The 17091-nt window shown below is 64.5% G+C and carries 17 protein-coding genes; 11 read left to right on the top strand and 6 right to left on the bottom strand.

Annotation, left to right across the window (positions count from 1 at the left end):
* The first annotated feature begins 162 nt into the window (after positions 1–162).
* The 6 genes from radA to AC3CCE_RS28645 all read left to right on the top strand — a co-directional run bounded on the left by radA (position 163) and on the right by AC3CCE_RS28645 (position 5720).
* On the top strand, positions 163–1566 hold the full coding sequence (gene radA, locus AC3CCE_RS28670) for a DNA repair protein RadA (protein ID WP_023672716.1): 1404 nt from the start codon (positions 163–165) through the stop codon (positions 1564–1566).
* Between the two features lie 48 nt (positions 1567–1614).
* Complete coding sequence (locus AC3CCE_RS28665) at positions 1615–2280, top strand: CvpA family protein (protein ID WP_023672715.1); 666 nt, start codon at positions 1615–1617, stop codon at positions 2278–2280.
* Between the two features lie 108 nt (positions 2281–2388).
* Positions 2389–3870: an amidophosphoribosyltransferase gene (gene purF / locus AC3CCE_RS28660; protein ID WP_023672714.1), complete on the top strand. Its 1482-nt coding sequence runs from the start codon at positions 2389–2391 to the stop codon at positions 3868–3870.
* Positions 3871–3900: 30 nt separating this feature from the next.
* Positions 3901–4656 (top strand): SDR family NAD(P)-dependent oxidoreductase, encoded by a 756-nt coding sequence (locus AC3CCE_RS28655; protein WP_023829035.1) that lies wholly within the window; start codon positions 3901–3903, stop codon positions 4654–4656.
* A gap of 77 nt (positions 4657–4733) precedes the next feature.
* On the top strand, positions 4734–5363 hold the full coding sequence (locus AC3CCE_RS28650) for a hypothetical protein (RefSeq protein ID WP_023708609.1): 630 nt from the start codon (positions 4734–4736) through the stop codon (positions 5361–5363).
* A gap of 135 nt (positions 5364–5498) precedes the next feature.
* Positions 5499–5720: a hypothetical protein gene (locus AC3CCE_RS28645; protein ID WP_023689120.1), complete on the top strand. Its 222-nt coding sequence runs from the start codon at positions 5499–5501 to the stop codon at positions 5718–5720.
* Positions 5721–5931: 211 nt separating this feature from the next.
* On the opposite strand, the gene AC3CCE_RS28640 is transcribed toward AC3CCE_RS28645, so the two are convergent.
* Positions 5932–6438 carry an OsmC family protein gene (locus AC3CCE_RS28640; protein ID WP_352625993.1) on the bottom strand — a complete coding sequence of 169 codons (507 nt, stop codon included), beginning with the start codon at positions 6436–6438 and terminating at the stop codon, positions 5932–5934.
* A gap of 289 nt (positions 6439–6727) precedes the next feature.
* On the opposite strand from AC3CCE_RS28640, the gene AC3CCE_RS28635 reads away from it, so the two are divergent.
* From AC3CCE_RS28635 to AC3CCE_RS28625, 3 genes are all read left to right on the top strand, one after another.
* Positions 6728–8233 (top strand): S10 family peptidase, encoded by a 1506-nt coding sequence (locus AC3CCE_RS28635; protein WP_352625992.1) that lies wholly within the window; start codon positions 6728–6730, stop codon positions 8231–8233.
* A gap of 152 nt (positions 8234–8385) precedes the next feature.
* The gene (locus AC3CCE_RS28630) at positions 8386–9273 is read left to right on the top strand and encodes a DMT family transporter (RefSeq protein ID WP_352625991.1); all 888 of its coding nucleotides are present in this window, start codon (positions 8386–8388) and stop codon (positions 9271–9273) included.
* 52 nt (positions 9274–9325) lie between these two features.
* On the top strand, positions 9326–10234 hold the full coding sequence (locus AC3CCE_RS28625) for a DMT family transporter (protein WP_352625990.1): 909 nt from the start codon (positions 9326–9328) through the stop codon (positions 10232–10234).
* A 134-nt stretch (positions 10235–10368) separates the two neighbouring features.
* Here AC3CCE_RS28625 and AC3CCE_RS28620 read toward each other — a convergent pair whose 3' ends face one another.
* Positions 10369–11232, bottom strand: coding sequence for a LysR substrate-binding domain-containing protein (locus AC3CCE_RS28620; RefSeq protein ID WP_023689125.1), 864 nt, complete (start codon positions 11230–11232; stop codon positions 10369–10371).
* A gap of 112 nt (positions 11233–11344) precedes the next feature.
* Here AC3CCE_RS28620 and AC3CCE_RS28615 point away from each other — a divergent pair, with 112 nt between their 5' ends.
* Positions 11345–11755, top strand: coding sequence for a tautomerase family protein (locus AC3CCE_RS28615; RefSeq protein WP_352521082.1), 411 nt, complete (start codon positions 11345–11347; stop codon positions 11753–11755).
* 3 nt (positions 11756–11758) lie between these two features.
* Here AC3CCE_RS28615 and AC3CCE_RS28610 read toward each other — a convergent pair whose 3' ends face one another.
* Positions 11759–12265 carry an RES family NAD+ phosphorylase gene (locus tag AC3CCE_RS28610; RefSeq protein ID WP_023689127.1) on the bottom strand — a complete coding sequence of 169 codons (507 nt, stop codon included), beginning with the start codon at positions 12263–12265 and terminating at the stop codon, positions 11759–11761.
* Positions 12262–12750, bottom strand: coding sequence for a type II RES/Xre toxin-antitoxin system antitoxin (gene parS / locus AC3CCE_RS28605; protein ID WP_023727360.1), 489 nt, complete (start codon positions 12748–12750; stop codon positions 12262–12264). Before parS ends, AC3CCE_RS28610 begins: the two co-directional genes overlap by 4 nt.
* Positions 12751–12949: 199 nt before the next feature.
* On the opposite strand from parS, the gene AC3CCE_RS28600 reads away from it, so the two are divergent.
* Positions 12950–15172 (top strand): AMP-binding protein, encoded by a 2223-nt coding sequence (locus AC3CCE_RS28600; protein ID WP_352625989.1) that lies wholly within the window; start codon positions 12950–12952, stop codon positions 15170–15172.
* A gap of 160 nt (positions 15173–15332) precedes the next feature.
* Here the strand turns inward: AC3CCE_RS28600 and pssA are convergent, their stop codons facing one another.
* Together pssA and AC3CCE_RS28590 are read right to left on the bottom strand one after the other, a co-directional pair.
* Entirely contained in the window at positions 15333–16148 is an 816-nt protein-coding gene (gene pssA, locus AC3CCE_RS28595) for a CDP-diacylglycerol--serine O-phosphatidyltransferase (RefSeq protein ID WP_023672701.1), read from the bottom strand.
* 3 nt (positions 16149–16151) lie between these two features.
* Positions 16152–16901: a phosphatidylserine decarboxylase gene (locus AC3CCE_RS28590; protein ID WP_280802221.1), complete on the bottom strand. Its 750-nt coding sequence runs from the start codon at positions 16899–16901 to the stop codon at positions 16152–16154.
* Positions 16902–17091 lie beyond the last annotated feature (190 nt).

Raw genomic sequence — 17091 nt, 5'->3', positions numbered from 1 at the left:
AGATTGGATGTCATGTCGGCTTTCGCCAATTATCAACGTGGCACGGTGGGCGCCGAGACCAAAGCTGCTGATCTCCCCCCTTGAGGGGGAGATGGCCGGCAGGCCAGAGGGGGGTGGTGCCCCACCAGCCTTTCTAGCAACGCTCGAAGCAGGCGGCGCCTGATGGCTAAATCGCGCGTCCAGTTCATCTGCCAGAATTGCGGGTCGGTGCATCAGCGCTGGGCCGGCAAATGCGATGCCTGCGGCGAGTGGAACACGCTGGTCGAGGAAGGCACCTCGGGCGGCATAGGCTCGGGACCGGCCAACACGCGCAATGCGCGCAAGGGCCGCGCCGTGGTGCTGACCAGCCTGTCCGGTGACATCGAGGACGCGCCGCGCATCATCTCGGGCATTGGCGAACTCGACCGCGCCACCGGCGGCGGCTTCGTGCGCGGCTCGGCGCTGCTGGTCGGCGGCGATCCCGGCATCGGCAAGTCGACGCTGCTTACCCAGGCCGCAGCAGCATTGGCGTCAAAAGGCCACCGCATCGTCTATGTCTCGGGCGAAGAGGCTGTCGCGCAGATCCGGCTGCGGGCGCAGCGGCTTGGCGTCGCCGACACGCCGGTCGAACTTGCCGCCGAGACCAATGTCGAGGATATCCTGGCAACAATAGCCGACGGCAGAAGGCCGGACCTCGTCATCCTCGATTCCATCCAGACGCTGTGGACCGACATGGCCGACTCGGCGCCCGGCACCGTCACCCAGGTGCGCGCCTCGGCGCAAGCGATGATCCGCTACGCCAAATCCACCGGTGCTGCCATCGTGCTGGTCGGCCATGTCACCAAGGAAGGCCAGATCGCCGGTCCGCGCGTCGTCGAGCACATGGTCGACGCCGTTCTCTATTTCGAAGGCGAAGGCGGCCATCACTACCGCATCCTGCGCACGGTGAAGAACCGTTTTGGGCCGACCGACGAGATCGGCGTCTTCGAGATGTCGGACAAGGGCTTGCGCGAGGTCGCCAATCCGTCGGAGCTGTTCCTCGGCGAACGCCACGCAAAATCGCCGGGTGCCGCGGTATTTGCCGGCATGGAAGGCACACGTCCGGTGCTGGTCGAGATCCAGGCGCTGGTGGCGCCGTCCACATTGGGCACGCCGCGCCGTGCCGTCGTCGGCTGGGACGGCGCACGGCTGTCGATGATCCTTGCCGTGCTCGAAGCCCATTGCGGCGTGCGCTTCGGCACCCACGATGTCTACCTCAACGTCGCCGGCGGCTACCGGATTTCCGAGCCGGCGGCCGATCTGGCGGTTGCCGCTGCACTGGTTTCGTCGCTCACCGGTCTTGCCCTTCCCGCCGATTGCGTCTATTTCGGCGAAATCAGCCTGTCGGGCGCAGTGAGGCCGGTTGCGCATGCGCAGCAGCGCCTTAAAGAGGCCGAAAAGCTGGGTTTTGGAAGTGCGGTTCTGCCCTTGGGCAGCGAGGAGGTTGTCGGGGGGATCGGGGCCGGCGCTTTCCAGCCGACCGAACTTGCCGATCTCGTCGCACGCATAGCCGGCTCACGGCGCAGCCGTGTCGACGTGGAAGATTGACGCGGCTCGCCCGAGCCGTGAAAAGACAATCTGAGTGGGGCGAAAGACATGCCGATTACGCTGCTGGACGGAATTCTCGTCGGCTTCACCCTGGTCTCGGCGATGCTCGCCATGGTTCGCGGCCTGTCACGCGAAATCCTGTCCGTCGTGTCCTGGGCGGCTGCCGCCGCGGCGGCATTCTTCTTCTACAAGCCGGTGCTGCCTTACGTTCAGCCCTATGTCGAAAGCGACAAGATCGCCATGGCGGCATCCGCCGGCATCGTCTTCCTCATCGCGCTTATCGTCGTTTCCGTCATCACCATGAAGCTAGCCGACTGGATCATCGATTCCAGGATCGGCGCGCTCGACCGTACGCTGGGCTTCCTCTATGGCGCCGCGCGCGGCGTCCTCGTCGTCGCCGTGGCGCTGCTGTTCTTCAACTGGCTGGCCGGCGCCAAGGCGCCTGCCTGGATCGCCAACGCCAAGTCGAAGCCGCTGCTCGAGACCATCGGCGCCAAGCTGGAAAGCCTGCTGCCCGAAGATCCGGAAAACGCCATCCTGAAGAAGCTCAATCCGAATCAGCCGGCAGCCGAGACGCCTCCGGCGGCAGATGCACCGGCGGCGGATGCTCCGGCAACCGGTGACGATACTCCCGCGCCCGACGACGAGACCGACGCTCCAGCCGATAACGCACCCGCGCCCGCTGCTCCGGCTCCGGCCGCGCCGGCAAACTGATACGGACGGATGGTGCCGGACAGGCGCCATCCCGGCAGTTCCGGCCTGACTACGTTGCTTTCGCGGTGCTATCGCACTATATGGCCATTTTAGCGGAGCTTGAGCCCCATGGCAGTTTCGAAGGCAGACGCGGACGACGTCCTTTCCGCCGAAGCAGACGATCATTTCCACGATGAATGCGGGGTGTTCGGCATTTTCGGCCGGCAGGACGCTGCGGCCATCGTCACACTAGGCCTGCATGCGCTGCAGCATCGCGGCCAGGAAGCGGCCGGCATCGTCTCCTATGACGGCACGCAGTTCCATGTCGAACGCCATGTCGGCCTGATCGGCGACACCTTCACCAAGCAGCACGTCATCGACAGCCTGCAAGGCAACCGTGCCATCGGCCACACGCGCTATGCCACGACGGGCGGCGCCGGCATGCGCAACATCCAGCCCTTCTTCGCCGAACTCGCCGATGGCGGCTTTGCCGTCGCCCATAACGGCAATCTCACCAACGCCATGACCGTGCAGCGCGCGCTGCAGAAACAGGGCGCGATCTTCTCGTCGACCTCCGACACCGAGACGCTGCTGCATCTCGTTGCCACCAGCAAGGAACGCGATTTGAATTCGCGCTTCATCGACGCCGTGCGTCAGGTTGAAGGCGCTTTCTCGCTGGTTGCGATGACCTCCAAGAAGATGATCGGCTGCCGCGATCCGCTCGGCATCCGCCCGCTGGTGCTCGGCGACCTCGACGGCGCCTGGATCCTGGCCTCCGAAACCTGCGCGCTCGACATTATCGGCGCCCGCTTCGTGCGCGACCTGAAGCCCGGCGAAATGGTCGTGGTGACCTCGAAGGGCATCGAGAGCCTGTTCCCCTTCGAGCCGCAGAAGACCCGCTTCTGCATCTTCGAATATGTCTATTTTGCCCGCCCGGACTCCTCGGTCGAAGGCCGCAATGTCTACGAAGTGCGCAAGCGTATCGGCGCCGAATTGGCGCAGGAAAGCCCGGTCGAGGCCGATATCGTCGTGCCGGTGCCGGATTCCGGCACGCCGGCGGCAATCGGCTTCTCCCAGGCGGCAGGCATCCCCTTCGAACTCGGTATCATCCGCAACCACTATGTCGGCCGAACCTTCATCCAGCCCGGCGATTCGATCCGCCATATGGGCGTCAAGCTCAAGCACAACGCCAACCGCCGGATGATCGAGGGCAAGCGCGTGGTGTTGGTCGACGATTCGATCGTGCGCGGCACCACCAGCCAGAAAATCGTGCAGATGGTGCGCGACGCCGGCGCCAAGGAAGTGCATATGCGCATCGCCTCGCCGCCGACCAGCGCGTCGTGCTTCTACGGCGTCGACACGCCGGAGAAGTCGAAGCTTTTGGCATCGCGCATGTCGATCGAGGAAATGGCCGAGTTCATCCGTGTCGATTCGCTCGGCTTCCTCACCATTGACGGGCTCTACCGCGCCGTCGGCGAAGCCAGCCGCGACAATGAGCAGCCGCAATTCTGCGACGCCTGTTTCACCGGCCAGTACCCGACCCGCCTGCTCGACTTCGAAGGCCACGACAATGTGCGCACGCTGTCGCTGCTGGCGAACAACGGGGCGTAAAGCCCAACTGCTATCCTTGAAAGCGCTCGCATGACCCTCGACCTCTCCGGCCGCGTCGCGGTCGTTACCGGCGCCTCGCGCGGCATCGGCTACTTCATCGCCAGGGAACTTGCCGCCGCTGGCGCCCATGTCATTGCGGTTGCCCGGACCGTCGGCGGGCTGGAAGAACTCGATGACCAGATCAAGGCCGAACGCGCGAAAACCGGCAAGGGCGAAGCGACGCTGGTGCCTCTCGACCTCTCAGACATGGCCGGCATCGACCGGTTGGGCGGGGCCATTCACGAGCGTTGGGGCAAGCTCGACATTCTGGTGGCCAATGCCGGCGTGCTCGGCGTCATCTCGCCGATCGGCCATGTCGAGGCCAAAACCTTCGAGAAGGTAATGACCATCAATGTCACCTCGACCTGGCGGCTGATCCGCTCGGTCGACCCGCTGCTCAGGCTGTCCGACGCCGGCCGCGCCATTCTCATGTCCTCCAGCTCCGCGCATTCGGCGCGCGCCTTCTGGGCGCCCTATGCGGCGTCGAAGGCGGCGGTGGAAGCCATGACGCGTTCCTGGGCGCATGAGACGCAGAGCCTGCCGCTCCGCGTCAATGCCGTCGACCCCGGCGCCACCCGCACCGCCATGCGTGCGCAGGCCGCGCCCGGCGAGGATCCGGAAACGCTGCCGCACCCCTCAGAGGTGGCAAAACGCATCGTGCCGCTGGCGAGCCCCGAGATGAAAGAGACGGGGCTGATCTTCCAGGTCAAGAACAACCGCTTCGTCGCCTACCGGCAGCCGGAATAAACCGGGTTGTAGCGGGATTAAACAGGCCTCCAGTTACGTTTCTTCGAATGTAGGACATTCGAAACCGGAGGACCGACATGCGTAGACTTCTTCTCGTTGCCGCCGCCGCGATTGCCGCCACAGCCGGCGTGGCGCTGGCGCAAGACGCAAAGATGAGTTTCTTCGTCACCAGCGTCGGTTCCGGCAAAGGCGCCGATCTCGGCGGTCTCAAGGGTGCCGACGCGCATTGCGCCTCGCTGGCGGAAGCGGCTGGGGTTACCGGCAAGGAATGGCACGCCTATCTCTCGAGCGCCAATGTCGATGCGCGCGACCGTATCGGCAAGGGTCCCTGGGTCAACGCCAAGGGCGAGAAGATTGCCGATGACGTCGCCTCGCTGCACAGCGACGCCAACGCCATCAACAAGCAGACGGCGCTGACCGAGAAGGGCCAAGTGGTCAATGGCCGCGGCGACAAGCCGAACCGGCACGACATATTGACCGGCTCGAAGCCTGACGGCACCAAGATCGCCGACCAGACCTGCGGCGACTGGACCTTGAGCGGGGCGGAGGGCGCGGCGATGATGGGCCATCACGACCGCACCGGCCTTGATGAGTCGGCGGCGGCGAAATCCTGGAACTCCTCGCATGCCTCGCGCGGCGGCTGCAGCCAGGAGGCGCTGAAAGGCACCGGCGGCGACGGCCTGTTCTACTGCTTTGCCGCGAACTGAGAGACGTCTGGGAGCGGTTCGTTCACGGGTCTGTGATGGTCCGGCAGGTCCCTCCCCCATCGCCCTGCTTTCGCCATCAGCCGGGAGTTGCTAGGGTCGACCCGACTCCGACACCCAGCAAAGCGAGGAATTCCCATGGCTGCTCCCAGCGTAGCATTGGTCTGGTACCTGGTGATCGCCGGCCCGCAAGGCGGCATGGTGGTGCTGCCCAGCACCTTCGACACCCGCGAACAGTGCACAAACGCGATTACCGAATATCAGAAGCAGCCGACGCCGGCCGGCTGGGCGGTCAACTGCGTGCCGAGCGCCTCGCCTTTCACCGATGAGGGTGATGCGGAAGAGCCGGCGGCGCAGTAGGGCGAGGCATCGACGCTGCTGATCTCCCCCCAAGTGGGGGAGATGCCGGCAGGCCAGAGGGGGGCGCGAAGGAACGCTAACCTTGGCTACTTTGCCTATCTGCCGATCCGAACGTATAGAGCTTGGCCTCCAGAAATTTGAAAGGCCGGCGGGACAGCGCCCCCCTCTGCCTTGCCAGGCATCTCCCCCACAAGGGGGGAGATTGGCAGCGTCAACGCCGCGCCTTCACCGTCAGTTCCGGCTTGCTGTTGATGGTCTGGAACACAACGCAATAGCGTTCCGTAAGCTTGATCAGCGCATCGATGCGCTCCTGCGGTTCGTCGGTGTCGAGGTTGAAATTCAGCCGGATGGCGCGAAAGCCCACGGGGGCGTCCTTGGCCACGCCCAGCGTGCCACGAAAGTCGAGATCGCCTTCGGCCTCGACGGTGGCTGCGCCAAGCCTGAATTCCAGCGCCGTCGCCACTGCCTTCAGCGTCACGCCGGCGCACGCCACCAGCGCCTCCAAAAGCATATCGCCCGAACACAATTCGAGCCCGGAACCGCCGGTCGCCGGATGCAGGCCGGCGACCGCCAGCGCCCTGCCCGTCTCGACCTTGCAGGCAATCGACTGGTCGTCGATGGAGCCTTTGGCGCGAAGCGTGATCAGCGCTCGCGAGGAATCGTCGCGATAAGCCTCCTTGATCGGTGCCTGCATGGCCTTGAGTGCGGTGGCGTCCATGTTGCATTCCTTTTCGAGTCCGTCGCGCTTTGATAGCACTGATATGCCAGCGAGACAGCGCCCCCCTCTGGCCCGGCCACCTCCCCACAGGGGGGAGATCTGCAGCTTCGCCGATGGCGCTTTCTACGCCGGCGATTAGCGAAGGCGGTCGCGACATCCAATCTCCACCCCTGTGGGGGGAGATGTCCGGCAGGACAGAGGGGGCTGAAGGAATGCTACCTCACGAAGAGTTACTTTGACTTCGACCGCCCCGGCCATACCTAAGCAGAGTCATTCCCGCGGAGACATCATGCCGTTCAAGCTGAAACTGATCTCGCTTACCCTGTTGGTGCTTGCAGCCTTCGCGCAGCCAGTCCTCGCCGAAACGCCCGAGCGCCCCGCACCGGCAGGCGGCGTGCTGTCGCTGCTGCCGGCACCGCAGACGACCAGCCATTCAATCACCATTGCCGGGCGCAAGCTGGACTATCAGGCTAAGGCCGGCACGCTGTCACTGCTATCCGGCAAGGGCGAGGTCACCGCGGAAATCTTCTATGTCGCCTATACGCTGCCGCCACTGGCGGGCGCGGAGAAGGCTCGCCCCATCACCTTCGTCTTCAATGGCGGCCCGGGCGCGGCATCCGCCTATCTGCATCTCGGCGCACTCGGCCCGCGTGTCGTCGCGACCGGCGCCGATGGCCAATTCCTGCCGCCGCCGCAAAAGCTGATCGACAATCCCGACAGCTGGCTCGACATGACCGACCTCGTCTTCGTCGATCCGGTCGGCACCGGCTACAGCCGCGAGGCCCCCGGCCAGGACACGAAAGATTTTTGGGGCGTCAGCCAGGACGCCAGTTCGATCGGCGCTTTCATCCGGCTCTATCTCGCCCAGAACGGCCGCACCGGATCGCCGCTCTTCCTTGCCGGCGAAAGCTATGGCGGGTTCCGCGCGGCACTTCTCGCCAGGACCCTGCAGGAAGATGTCGGCCTGAGCCCCAACGGCATCGTGCTGATCTCGCCTGCACTGGAGTTCACGCTGGTGCTGCCCGACGAATTCCAGCCACTGCATTGGGCGCTGGAACTGCCCTCGCTGGCGGCGGTGCGCCTGCGCAGCGAAGGCCTCAGCGGCGAGGCGCTGCGCGAAAAGCTCGCCGAGGTCGAACACTATGCTATGGGTGACTACCTCACCGCTCTGGCCGGCGGGCTGGAACAGGGTGGGCGGCTGGCCAGCCAGCGCGTGGCCGAGATCACCGGCCTGCCGCTCGACCTCGTGCAACGCAATTTCGCCCGCATCCCGACCGCCCTGTTCGCGCGCGAATTCCAGCGCCCCAGTGGAAAAGTGCTCAGCCCGTATGACGGCACCATCGCCACCAGCGACATCGCCCCGGAGAGCGCCCGCAGCGCCGGCCCGGATCCGGTGCTCGACCGCAGCGTGCCGGCGCTGACCTCGGCCTTTGTCGGTTATGCGCGCGACGAGCTGAATTTTCGCACCGATGTCAGCTACAGGTTGCTCAATGGCGATGTGACCCACGCCTGGGACTATGGCGGCTCGCGGCAAGGCTATGCCGGGGTGATGGACGATCTGCAGCGGGCGCGCTCGCTCAACCCGGGGCTCGGCGTGGTGATCGTCAACGGCGACACCGATCTGGTCACGCCCTATCTGGCCTCACGCTATCTGGTGAGCCAAATCCCGACGCTGGGCGCGGCAAAACCCATCCGTCTCGACGTCGTCGAAGGCGGCCACATGATGTATCTCAGGCCGGGCGGCCGGCGCGCCCTGAAGGAGGCCGCTTCACAGCTCTACCAGGCAACACAGTGAACGGCGTGCCCACGCTGTCGGCCAGGCGGCTGCGCCAACGCAAGCTTGCCACTGGCGTAGCGCCCCGCAGGCTTTCGCCCGTATAGCCTGCAATGGGAGCCTGATTGGGGCAGGCTTCTTCTTCGTCCTCTTGACAGCGCCGGACACGCCGCATGGCCGATATTGCCATTCTGGAAACCCGCGAAAGGGTGCTTGCCGGCATCCTGTTCACCGGCTGCGCCTATTTCCTGTTTTCGACGCAGGACGCCGCGATCAAGCTTCTGGTCGTCGGCATCAGCGTCTGGCAGATCATGTTCTTCCGCTCGATCGCTGTGCTTATCGGCTGTGCTGCAATCGGCGGACCGCCCATCTTTGCCGACACAATGCGCTCGCCCATCGTGCGGCCGATGCTGGTGCGCAGCGCCTTCACGCTCGGCGCCTGGCTCTGCTACTACAACGCGGCCCGCTCCCTGCAGCTGGCCGAACTCACCACCATCTATTACGCCGCCCCGATCATCGTCACCGTGCTGTCGGTGGTGATGCTTGGCGAAAAGGTGCCGCTGTTGCGCTGGCTGGCGGTGTTCATCGGCTTCGTCGGCGTCTTCATCGCCTGTGATCCCACTCGTCTCGGCTTGTCCGTGCCGATGCTCTTGGTACTGGCTGCGGCAGTGCTGTGGGGCATTGCCGTGGTGCTGTTGCGCAAGACGGCGCTGGCCGAGCGTACGCTGATCCAGCTTGTGCTCAACAATTTCTACTTCCTGGTGTTTTCCACGGTGCCGGTGCTGTTGGTCTGGCAGATGCCGGACTGGCGCCAGTTGCTGCTTTTGATCAGCGTCGGCGCGCTCGGCGGCGTGGCGCAATTTATGCTGTTCGAAGGCATGAAGCGGGCGCCGGTGTCGATCGTGGCGCCGTTCGAATACACCTCATTGGTCTGGGCCTTCGGGCTCGGCTTTGCGATCTGGGGCGACGTGCCGCGTCGCGAGGTGTTTCTGGGGGCGGCGTTGATCGTCGGCGCCGGCCTGCTGATCATCGGCAACGAGCATTTCCGCAAGCGGCTATGAGTACCCCCGTGCTGACAGCATGGTGGCAGGAGAAGACGGATAGGCTGCTGAGATGACGGAAGCGCTCGACGGCCCAGGCACCACAGATACCGCTGCCGAGCGTACGCTCGGCATCATGCTGGTGGCGGCCTCGGCGGCTTTCTTCGCCCTCACCGGCGTGCTGACCAAATCGATCCACGCCGACCCGCTGACCATCACCTGCTGGCGCGGCTTTGTCGGCGCGATCCTGATCACCTTTTATGTGCTGTGGCGCCGGCGCCGCTCCGGCGGGCGGGAAAGCTTGCGGCTTGGCTGGCGCGGCTGGCTGCTGGCCCTCGAGGGCGCCGCGGCCAGCATCGCCTTCATCTCGGCGTTCAAATTCACCTATGTCGCCAATGTCGCGGTCATCTACGCCACCGCGCCTTTCATCACCGCGCTGCTCGCCTTCGTGCTGGTGCGCGAGCCGTTCCGGGCGCAGACGCTTGCCGCCGCCGCCGTTTCGCTGTGCGGCGTAGCGATCATGGTCGGCTCCGGCTTCGGCAGCGGTCATCTGTTTGGCGATGGGCTCGCGCTGCTGATGACCGCCGGCAGCGCGCTCTACATGATCATGGTGCGCGCCTTCCGCGACACGCCGGTGGTGTGGGCGGGCGCAGTCTCGGCGCTTCTGCTGTTCGTGCTCGGCTGGTTCGTCACCGACCCCCTGGCGATTTCTGCTCCCGACGCCGTGCTGCTCGTCGCCTTCGGAGGATCGTTCGCAGCGGCGTCGATCCTGTGGACGGAAGGCTCGCGGCTGATCCCTGCGCCTGAGTCCGGCCTTCTCGGTGCCGCCGAAGTGCCGTTTGCGATCCTGTTCGCCTTCCTGTTCCTCGGCGAGATCGCGCCGGCCGCCAGCCTGATCGGCGGCGCCATAGTACTGTGCGCGGTTTTCGCCCATGCGGTGCGCGACTGGCTGGCCGCGAGAAAAAGTGCGGCAACCCAATAATTATTTTCCAAGTCATGGAACCATCATGCGGATCAGGCAGTTTTATGTGCGACGGGTCACCCCCCAAGTCCCCCCAAACCCCTCGACCCGTCTTCCTCAAAGCCGACCGTAAAGGTCGGCTTTTTCTTTGGACATCAGCCGGCAAAGCCGGGCAAGGCGAGGTTGTCGCTGAGCAGGATGGCAAGATCGCGCGCCGGCCGCTCGGCGCCCTGGCCGAGTTTTATCGCGAATTGCGCTGTCGGCACCGGCGGCAGGGCGAATTCGCGCGGTGCTTCGGCAATGCCTGAATGGGCAAAGCGGGCGGTGCGCAAGGTCAGCGCGATGCCGGCATTGACCGCCGTGCGCAAGCCGGCAAGGCTGGCGCTGCCGGCGGCAATGCGGTAGCGGCGGCCGGCAGCATCGAGGGCCGCGAGTGCTGCTTCGCGAAAGCCGCAATAGGGGTCGAGCAGCGCCAGCGGCAATTCCTCTTCCCGCACGGCAAGCCCTTTTTGCGAGCACAGCCACAGCATCGGCTCACTGAACAGCCCGACTTCGTCATTGGCCGGCGTCTTGCGCATGACAACGGCCAGATCGAGCTGCCCGGCCTGCAGCGCCTCGCCAAGCTCGGCCGAACGGCCGACGCGGAGTTCGACCCTGACGCGTGGATGGCTGGTCGCGAACGCGCGCAGCAGCTCCGGCAGGCCGCTATCGGCGAAATCCTGTGTCGTGCCGATAGCGACGCGACCGGCGGCACGCGCGCCCTTGAGCGCCAGCCAGGCCTCGCTGTGCACGGCAAGAATGCGGCGGGCATGACCGACAAGATCCTCGCCGGCCGGCGTCAGCCCGCGCCCGCGCCCCTGCGCCACCAGCAGCGGTTCGCCGACGATCTCCTCCAGACGCTGCATCTGCGCGGTCACCGCCGAGGGCGAGCGGCCGACAACAGACGCAGCCTGAGCCAGCGAGCCGCCATCGACAAAGGCAAGGAAGGTTTTGAGCAGATCGGGATCGAGAGCTTGCATACTTCGATAATACAGAACCTTTTGTTCGAAACAATTCGATTTTTTTGATTTAAAGACGGTGGCACTGTCTCTCCAACGGCAAACAGACGCCGCTCAAACGAAGGAGAGAAAAATGCCCATCATCAACATCAGCGTCACCGGCAAGCCCGACGCCAAGCTGTCCGCCACAATCGCCAAGGAAATCACCGGCCTGACCGCAGCCCATCTGCGCAAGGACCCGACGATCACCGCCGTCGCTGTCACCTATATCGACCCGCAGCACTGGTTCGCCGGCGGCAAATCGCTGGCAGAGCATGGCGCCAATACGTTCTGGCTCGACATCAAGGTGGTCGACGGCACCAACACCAAGCTGGAGCTGGAAGCCTATCTGAAGGCGATCTTTGAGGCCTTTGGTAAGTTGCTGGGTGGTGTGCACGAGGAAAGCTATGCCTTCGTGCATGAAGTCCCGGCCGCTGCTTACGGTTATGGCGGCAAGTCGCAGGAGTTCCGGTTCATCAGTGGGCGGCTGAAGGCCACGGCCTGATTGCTACCCAGCGGGAGGATGAAGCCTTGTATCAAGCGCGAAATCTTCCCGGAGATGCAAGCTATAAAGGCCTGCCGCCCGGTTGGGATCGAACACCAGGTTCCAGCTGTGCTGGGATACCGCGCTGGGGATCAGAAAGAACGGATGCTTTGCCAGCAGACCATCGCCGAACTGCTGCTGTCCCGCGCCCGGGATGCCGGGACGCAGCCAGTTCGCGTTCGGAATATCGTCGGTTTGGACCACATAAATCTCTGATGGATCGACGATGTCGAATGCCGTCAGCACGTGAGGGACAGTATCCAGCGTGCGAAACCCCTTGTGGACCGCCACCTCCAAAATGGCGGTCGATGGGTCGATGGACGCATATACGGCTCTGATCCCTTTGCTGTTCCACCTTCCCCCAAGCTTGAAGGCTCCTTCGCCACTGTCCCAGCTCGCCTTGAAGCGTCTGTGATCAAGCCTCCAGCCCAACAACTGCCCTGTTCCGAGGGAGCCCGGCAAAGGCGTCACGCGTAGACACCATAGTCGAGCCGCTCAAGAAACTCCTGCACAAGCGCAGTGCCCGCCGCCGTGGCCAGCAGATCGATCGGCCGGCGATTGTCCAAACCCATGGCAGACTCGATCATCCATTTTTCCGCGTCTTCCTGAGTCCCGAGCACGGACGTGGCCTTTGTCAGGAGCTTGGCGAAGTTCCAGGTTCTGGAACCTTGCTCCCGACTGAGGGTCTTGGAGTGATCCGATTTGTGCCGCTGAAATGTCCGCTCGCTCATGCCGAATGCGGTCTCAAACGCATCGGCGGGATCAATGACCATCAGATGCCTGACGAGGCTTTCGAGCGCCTGGCCCGGAATTCCATGCAGGATCATTTCATGTGCCTCAAGAGGACTGGCTACCGAGAATCCAAGAACCTTCCGTCCACCAAACAGGTCGACCATTCGTTCGAACTCCGGCTCCATATGTGGTGCCTCGGCAAAACCCAGCGGGGAACTGGCCATATTACCTCTCCGTCACGTGTCGCTCTATTTACGACACGTGTCGCAACATTTCAAGGCCTGCGTTTGGGTCATTGCCTGGTGAGGTCAGGTGGAACACCGCTCCCTCGCACCCGCGCATTGACCTTGCTCCCCATTGCGCTACCCTCTGCTCTCGAAGCGGACGAAGAGCCGCATACCGGACCGTTGGGAGAGACGCGGCATGATCCTGACACTGGCGCTGCTTGCAGGCCTCGTGCTGGCCTGGCTGCTGATTGGCGCTATCGAGACGTTTCGTCTCGACCTGCGCTTTACCCAGGCGCTGCTCTATGTGCCGTTCAAGCTCGCCTACCGGATCGATGACCGGCGCATCCGCATTGCCCGCAACGCGCCGACGCCGGTGATCTATGTGGTCTCGCACCAGTCACGCTTCGAGCCGGCGCTGATGCTGTCGCTGCTGCCCGACGACACGCTGCACATTCTCGACGAGGCCTCGGCGCGCTCGCCCTGGATGGAGCCTTGGCGCGAGCTTGGCCGCACCATCGCCTTCAACGCCGAGCATCTCTTCGTCAGCCGGCGGCTGGTCAGGGTGCTGAAGGGTAAAGGCCGGCTTGCCGTCTATCTGCCCGATGACGTCGAGCCCGATGTGAAGACGTTTCGCCTGTTCCGCGCCGTCACCCGCATCGCCATGCAGGCCGACGCCCGCATCGTGCCGATATTCGTCACCGGCTCGCGCGACCTGCCGGTTTCCTTGACGCCAAAGAACCGGGCGCCGCGCCACTGGTTCCCAAAACTCTCGATCAGCGTGCTGGAGTCAATGACGATTGCCGAACTGGTGGCGCGCAACCCCGACCAGGCTTCCAACACAAATGCGTTGTTCGACCGCATCGCCGAGGCGCGGCTTTATGGCAGCAACCTCGATCGCGGCCTGTTCCTGGCCATGCGCGATGCCGCGGATCGCACCGGCGCCTCGCATCCGATCATCGAGGATGTGATCAGCGGCTCGCTCAGCTATCGAAAAATGTTCATCGGCGCGCGCGTGCTCGGCCGCCGTTTCGAGGCGGTGGCGGCGCCCGGCGAAGCGGTCGGGGTTTTGCTGCCCAACGCCAATGGCGTGGTGCTGTCCTTCGTCGGCCTGCTCTCGGCCGGCCGGGTAGCGGCGATGATCAACTACACGGCAGGGCCGGCCAGCGTAACCGCCGCGGTGCGCACGGCAGTCATCCGAACGGTGGTTTCCTCGCGCGCGTTCGTCGAGAAGGCGGCGCTTGCCGACATCATCGCCGCGATCGAGGCCGGCGGCGCCAAAATGCTGTGGCTGGAGGATGTGCGCGCAAGCGTCACGACGCTGGAAAAGCTCGCAGCAGCGGTGCTCTGGCGGTTCCCGCTGCAGCGACAGGATGCGGCCAAGCCCGCCGCAATCCTGTTCACCTCAGGCTCGGAAGGCACGCCCAAGGCCGTGGTGCTGTCGCATCGCAATCTCCACGCCAACGCCATGCAGGCTGAGGCGCGCATTACCATTTCGCCGTCCGACATCCTGCTCAACGTGCTGCCGGTTTTTCACTCTTTCGGCCTGACCGGCGGTACCATCCTGCCGCTGGTGACCGGGGTGAAACTGTTCCTCTACCCGTCACCGCTGCACTACAAGATCATCCCGGAGATCGCCCGCAAGGTGAAGCCGACCATCATGTTCGGCACCGACACTTTCCTCGCCAACTATGCCCGCACCGCCAAGGATGGCGATTTCTCCAGCCTGCGCTTCGTCGTCGCCGGCGCGGAAGCGGTGAAGCCGGAGACGCGGCGCGTTTATCGCGAGCGCTTCGATGCCTCGATGATCGAGGGGTTCGGGCTGACGGAGGCCGCTCCCGTCGTCGCCGTCAACACCGCCATCCATGGTCGCGACGGCACGGTCGGACGGCTGTTGCCGGCGATGCGCATGAAGCTCGAACTGGTCGAGGGTATCGAGGGTGCCGGCCGCCTGTGGCTCGACGGGCCGAATTTGATGATGGGCTACATGACCGCTGACCGGCCCGGCGAATTGCAGCCGCTGGACGGCTGGCACGACACCGGCGACATCGTCTCGGTCGACCGCGAAGGCTTCATCACCATTCGCGGCCGGGCAAAACGCTTCGCCAAGATCGCTGGCGAGATGGTGTCGTTGGGCGCCGTCGAGATGCTGGTGCAGTCGCTGTGGCCGGAAGAGCGCCACGCCGCGGTGGCGGTGCCGGACAAGAGGCGCGGCGAGCGCATCGTGCTGGTCACCACCGCCGACGACGCCGATCCGGAAGAACTGCGCGCCTTCGGCAAGAAGGCAGGTGCGGCCGAACTGATGGTGCCCAACGACATCGTCAAGGTCGAGGAGATCCCGGTGCTGGGTTCCGGTAAGACGGATTATGTCTCGACGCGGAACCTGGCGATCGAGAAGCTGGGGCTGGGCCTGGCGGCTTAGCGTATCTCCCTCCTTGAGGGGGAGATGGCCGGCAGGCCAGAGGGGGTCGCCTCGCGTGAAGCGCCGACGTCCTCTTCGCTCAAACGAGGTCGCGTCCGGGGCGTACCGACCCCCTCTGTCGCCTTCGGCGACATCTCCCCCTCAAGGGGGGAGATAACAACTACCCAATATCCGACGGCGGCACTTTTTCGCCCTCGCGCTTGGCGCGCTTCGAATACGCCCGCACGCTGAAAGGCAGGAAGATGAGATAGCCTGCGACAGAGGCGGTCAGCGTGTACCAGGGATAGGTCATCAACAGCAGGACGTAGAGAACGACCGCCAGGATGATCGGCAGCACCTTGTCGCCCGGCACTTTCAGGCTTTTGCCGGAATAGACCGGCAGCCGGCTGACCAGCAGGAAAGCGACCAGCACAGTGAAGCCGGTGGCGACGAATGCCGTCAGGCGGTCCGGCTCGAGACCGAGCCGCAGGAAGGACAGATAGAGCGGCAGCATAACCAGCACGGCGCCGGCCGGCGCCGGCACGCCGACGAAGTATTCGCTCTGCCAGATCGGCCGGTCATGGTCTTCGTCGAGCACGTTGAAGCGCGCCAGCCGCAGGCCACAGGCGATGGTGAACAGAAGAGCTGCGATCCAGCCGAAGGAGCCGGCGCGGTCGAGCAGGAAGGCGTAGAGCACCAGTGCCGGCGCGACGCCGAAATTGACGATGTCGGCCAGCGAATCCATCTGCGCGCCGAATTTGGATGTCGCCTTCAACATGCGCGCCAGGCGCCCGTCTATGCCGTCCAGGAAGGCGGCGAGCAGCACCATCACCACGGCCGGCTCGAAACGGCCCTCGAAGCCGAAGCGGATGCCGGACAGGCCGGCGCAGATGGCAAGCACGGTGACCAGATTAGGCAGGACCATGCGCATCGGAATTTCGCGGATGCGCGGGCCGCCGCTGCCATGGGCCTCGAACTTTTTGAACGGCGCGCCCACCGCTTACGAAATCCTGACGAGCGGGGTTGCGGCGACGCCGCCGAATTCGGCGAGCACGGTTTCGCCGCCGACCGCCGTCTGGCCGACGGCGACGCGCGGCACCGCGGTCGACGGCAGGAAGACATCGACGCGCGAGCCGAAGCGGATCAGGCCAAAGCGTTCGCCGACGGCAATGGAGCCGCCGGTCTCGGCCCAGCAGACGATGCGGCGCGCCACTAGGCCGGCAATCTGCACGGCGACAACGATGCCGTTGGGACTGTCTATGACCAGCCCGTTGCGCTCGTTCTCCGAGCTTGCCTTGTCGAGTTCGGCATTGAGGAACTTGCCCGGCCGGTGCTCGATTTTGGTGATGCGGCCGCGCACCGGAGCGCGGTTCACATGGCAGGAAAAGACGTTCATGAACACCGAGATGCGGGTCATCTCGGTGTTGCCGAGGCCAAGCTCGCGCGGCGGCACGGCCGGGCCGACCGCCGAGATGACGCCGTCGGCGGGACTGACCACCAGCCTGTCATCGACCGGGGTGACACGCTCGGGGTCACGGAAGAAATAGACGCACCAGGCGGTCAGGATCAGGCCGATCCAGAACAGCACCGAGGAGAAATAGCCGAGGAACAGCGTGCCCGCACCAAAGGCGGCAATGAACGGATAGCCCTCGCGATGGATCGGAACGAAGGCATTCTTGATCGAATCGACAAGGCTCATCGGATGGGGCTCATGGGATGGGGCGGTCCCTGTTTCAGGTCCGGCCTCAATACCGGAAAGGCTCCGCTGCCGCAACGCAACATTGGGCAAGGCCGCATCGTCCGCAGCCGGCAGGAACGGTGACGTGCTTGCCTGTCGGCTGCTTTGCCGCCAGAATTCGGGCCAACGCCGGCTGAACGCGCGGCGAAAAGGCCGACTGCCATGGCGCCAAATTCAGGCAAAACGTATCTTGTTGCCATAC

It is taken from the genome of Mesorhizobium sp. P160187, assembly GCF_057766425.1.
The sequence above is the reverse complement of the archived record's forward strand: the minus strand, read 5'-3'. Positions and strand labels throughout refer to the sequence as shown.